Source organism: Priestia sp. P5_B4 (assembly GCF_056400385.1).
The window spans coordinates 1-3,865 of the sequence record NZ_JBFULJ010000345.1; the positions used below are offsets into that span (position 1 = coordinate 1).

4 protein-coding genes and 1 pseudogene are annotated in these 3,865 nt (G+C 37.8%); 4 read left to right on the forward strand and 1 reads right to left on the reverse strand.

All coding sequences use genetic code 11. The annotated features are described in order from the left end of the window. Nucleotides 1-29 precede the first annotated feature (29 nt). Nucleotides 30-179, reverse strand: a pseudogene (locus AC1DRF_RS18955) (DUF3231 family protein); the annotation flags it as partial. 316 nt (nt 180-495) lie between these two features. Here AC1DRF_RS18955 and AC1DRF_RS18960 point away from each other — a divergent pair. The 4 genes from AC1DRF_RS18960 (at nt 496) to AC1DRF_RS18975 (ending at nt 3,624) form a co-directional block, all read left to right on the forward strand. Then, nucleotides 496-1,290 carry an AAC(3) family N-acetyltransferase gene (locus AC1DRF_RS18960; protein WP_477741400.1) on the forward strand — a complete coding sequence of 265 codons (795 nt, stop codon included), beginning with the start codon at nt 496-498 and terminating at the stop codon, nt 1,288-1,290. A gap of 270 nt (nt 1,291-1,560) precedes the next feature. Next, on the forward strand, nt 1,561-2,793 hold the full coding sequence (ystJ, locus tag AC1DRF_RS18965) for an NADP-dependent malic enzyme (protein ID WP_477741401.1): 1,233 nt from the start codon (nt 1,561-1,563) through the stop codon (nt 2,791-2,793). A gap of 163 nt (nt 2,794-2,956) precedes the next feature. Beyond that, the gene (locus AC1DRF_RS18970; RefSeq protein ID WP_013057785.1) at nt 2,957-3,262 is read left to right on the forward strand and encodes an antibiotic biosynthesis monooxygenase family protein; all 306 of its coding nucleotides are present in this window, start codon (nt 2,957-2,959) and stop codon (nt 3,260-3,262) included. Beyond that, nucleotides 3,259-3,624, forward strand: a complete 366-nt coding sequence (locus AC1DRF_RS18975; RefSeq protein WP_043981462.1) for a hypothetical protein — start codon at nt 3,259-3,261, stop codon at nt 3,622-3,624. The genes AC1DRF_RS18970 and AC1DRF_RS18975 overlap by 4 nt, the downstream gene beginning before the upstream one ends. The last annotated feature ends 241 nt before the right edge of the window (nt 3,625-3,865 follow it).

The following is a 3,865-nucleotide window of genomic DNA, read 5'->3' on the forward strand; positions in this document are numbered from 1 at the left end:
GTATTATAGCTACTCATTAAATATTACGGACTATAATACAGCTCAAAAAGCTCTTTATGATCTTCTTTACCTTCAAGACAATATTCTAAAAACCTCGAAATCATCGTTTTTTCCTGATAAGTCATCCATAAGTTAGCAAGCTCTGAGGACGTGAGCGGCGGAAGTTTTGATGTGCTCATTGTACACATTCCTCCTGAAAATAGTGATAGGTAAATAGTATAGCTTCATTAGTATTTCTTTTATTTATAGGAATATTCTTCTTTTTAATTTATTGAAAAGCTTCAGTAGCGGTTATTATAGTAAGATAATTGAAAGAAATAAACCTTACCAACAAGTCAGTTGTATGATAACTGATATGAATAAAACTAAGTTTTTCTRTTACTTTAAATAATTTGACAATTGATGTTATTCTTACTATTATGGAAACATAAGTTTTACATATATTGCTAGAGTTCGGCAACACATTCTAGCAGCACCATAAGTAAGGAGCTTACGATGAAGCACATTGTCCAAGCAACAGATCATCCTAGAACGAAAGATACATTAAAAGAAGATTTACGCAGGTTAGGCATAACAAAAGGGATGACTATCATGGCTCATTCTTCGCTATCTTCATTAGGGTGGGTAAACGGAGGTTCAGTAGCCGTTGTTCAAGCTTTAATGGAGACAGTGACAGAGGAAGGAACGATCGTGATGCCGTCACAGTCGGTCGATCTTTCGGATCCATCAGAATGGGGCAATCCGGCTGTGCCAAAAGAGTGGTGGGAAACTATTCGGGAAACGATGCCCGCATATGATCCAGCTCATACACCAACAAGCGGTATGGGACAAATCGTGGAAACTTTTCGAACATACCCTGGCGTAAGAAGAAGCAGCCATCCAATGTATTCATTCGCCGCTTGGGGAAAGGGCAGCGAAGACATCTTAAGAGATCATCCCCTTGAATTCAGTTTAGGCGAAAATTCTCCTCTTGAAAGGCTTTACAAAAAACATGCCTTTGTTTTATTATTAGGTGTCGGGTTTGGGAACAATACTTCTTTTCATCTAGCAGAATATCGTATTCCATATCGAAACGTGATTCAAAAAGGATCTCCAGTTATGGATGGAGGAAAGCACGTATGGAAGACGTATAAAGAATTAGAGTTTAGAGAAGAGCTGTTTGAAAAGATAGGTGAAGCGTTTATTGAAGCAAAAGGAATAAAAGCTGAAAAAATCGGTTCAGCACGTGCATACTTCTTTTCAATGCCTAAAGCCGTCGATTTTGCTGAAACGTATTTGAAAGCGCTATAGTGAGCGGTTGTATGCTTTCTAAGTTGTCTGTATATCAGACAACTTAAAGTGAGACAAACATGAGTTGCCGCTGCGTCTAGACTTTATAATAACAAAGCGCAGAAGTGGTTTAAGCAAGATAGTTTACTTTTTATATTCCTTGTTTCATAATGGCACTTGTCAGTGAATTTATTCGGTCAGGTTGTCTTACAATTATGGAGATAAAAAGCAAGTGTTAAATAAATTCATCAAAAAATTTAAATGTATAGAAAAAAAGGAGAGAATACAATTATGTCACTACGTGATCAAGCACTACATATGCATCAAGAAAAACAAGGTAAGTTAGAAGTTAAATCAAAAGTTGAAGTTCAAAACGCTCAAGATTTAAGCTTAGCTTACTCTCCAGGAGTAGCAGAACCTTGTAAAGAAATTCATGAACATCCAGAAACGGTGTATGATTACACAATGAAAGGAAACATGGTCGGCGTTGTGACAAATGGTACGGCTGTTCTCGGCCTTGGAAACATCGGACCTGCAGCTTCACTTCCTGTTATGGAAGGAAAGGCGATTTTATTTAAAAGCTTTGCAGGCGTAGACGCATTCCCAATTGCACTTGATACAACAGATACAGATAAAATTGTTGAAACTGTAAAATTAATGGCTCWCACATTCGGAGGCATTAACTTAGAAGATATCGCAGCTCCACAGTGCTTTGAAATTGAAGAGCGCTTGAAAAAAGAAGTAGATATTCCTGTATTCCATGATGATCAGCATGGTACAGCAATCGTAACGGTAGCAGGACTTGTAAATGCATTAAAAATTGTAAACAAATCAATGGAAGACTTAAAAATCGTCTTAAACGGAGCAGGAGCTGCCGGCATTGCTATTACAAAACTTCTTTATTCTTACGGCGTACGTGACATGATTATGTGTGATACAAGAGGTGCTATTTATGAAGGACGCCCTCAAGGTATGAACAAAGTAAAAGCGGAAGTGGCTTCTTATACAAATGTAAACAAAGAAAGCGGTACGCTAAGCGATGTAATTAAAGGCGCAGATGTATTTATCGGCGTATCTGCAGCAGATGCATTATCTCAAGAGATGGTTAAATCAATGAATGAAGATGCAATTATCTTTGCGATGGCAAATCCTAATCCAGAAATCAAGCCAGACGCGGCAAAAGAAGCAGGAGCGGCTGTTATTGGAACAGGTCGTTCAGACTTCCCTAACCAAGTAAATAACGTTCTTGCATTCCCTGGAATTTTCCGCGGTGCGTTAGACGTTCGCGCTACTCATATCAATGAAGAAATGAAAAAAGCTGCTGTTGAAGCAATTGCAGCCCTTATTACAGAAGAAGAGCTAAACGCAGATTACGTTATCCCTGGACCATTTGATCCTCGCGTAGCGCCAGCTGTAGCAGAATCTGTAGCAAAAGCGGCAATGGATTCAGGCGTTGCCCGTATTACAATTGATCCAGCACGTGTAAAAACACATACAGAACAATTAACAAAAATCGAAAACTAATAACGGTAAAAAAGCCCTTTGAAACGCTGTTTCAAAGGGCTTTTTGTTTTAAAAATCTGCTGTAACCGCTGTGAAATCTAAACGTAACACCATTTCATCTCCCATATGATGTACAATAAAGAGAAAAGAACCCAGGTTTTGTATCATAAAGGGAGGAACAAAGATGTACACCGTATTTTCAACATTTAATGTACCGGATGAAAAAGCTGAAGAAGTGATTGGAATTTATAAAAATCGTTCAAAATCCGTCGACGAGGCTCCAGGATTTGTAGACTTTCTACTTCTTCAAAACGATAAGCGAGCAGGGGAGCTCACCGTTCAGCTTACATTTGATACGAAAGAGAATTATTTAAGCTGGGTACGAAGCGAAGATTTCAAGCGTATTCATGATTTAGAGAAAAAATACCCTGATCAAGAACTGGCAGCCGTCATCCCAAAAGTTTCCCAGTACAAAGTGGTGGCACGATGAGTTCACTTCCCGTTAATAAGATCGTCGAAAGAGTAACGGATAAAATCTACGAGTTAGAACCTTCTTTGCTCGAAAAATTCGGAGAGCGCGGCAAAGAAAGATGCCATGAAGATAATCATTATCATATGAAGTATCTTGAGACAACATATAAGTTAGACAACCTGCAAATTTTTACGGACTACGCCTTATGGTTAAACAATTTACTCACAAGCCGAGGCATGAAAACACAGCATATTATTGATAATTTTAATTTTATACAAGAAGCGCTGTTTGAATTAGATAATTACGGTGATAAACAAGTACAGGCGTATGTGACTTACTTAGAAGAAGCAAATCATATACTGAAGCAACAGCAGCTTTAAAAAAGAGGCTAGGACAAAAGTGTTTTAGTTAAAAGAAAATCCGAACGGGTTTGATTCTTGAAAGAGAATTTAATCTGTTCGGATTTTTTCACGAGTAGAATGAACGTAGGTTTCCTGTATGTAGTTATGTCTCACTTTTTTTGTTTTACATATGTATAAAGGTGGAAATAAAAAAGAAAAAGGAGAATACCTATGCAAAAACAGCTAACAAAAGGAACCCTGTCTTTAATCGCTATATGTA

Excerpts from the sequence above, each read along its gene's own strand:
- AC1DRF_RS18960 (WP_477741400.1), top strand. The coding sequence starts at position 496 with ATGAAGCACATTGTCCAAGCAACAGATCATCCTAGAACGAAAGATACA.
- AC1DRF_RS18970 (WP_013057785.1), top strand. The coding sequence starts at position 2,957 with ATGTACACCGTATTTTCAACATTTAATGTACCGGATGAAAAAGCTGAA.
- AC1DRF_RS18975 (WP_043981462.1), top strand. The coding sequence starts at position 3,259 with ATGAGTTCACTTCCCGTTAATAAGATCGTCGAAAGAGTAACGGATAAA.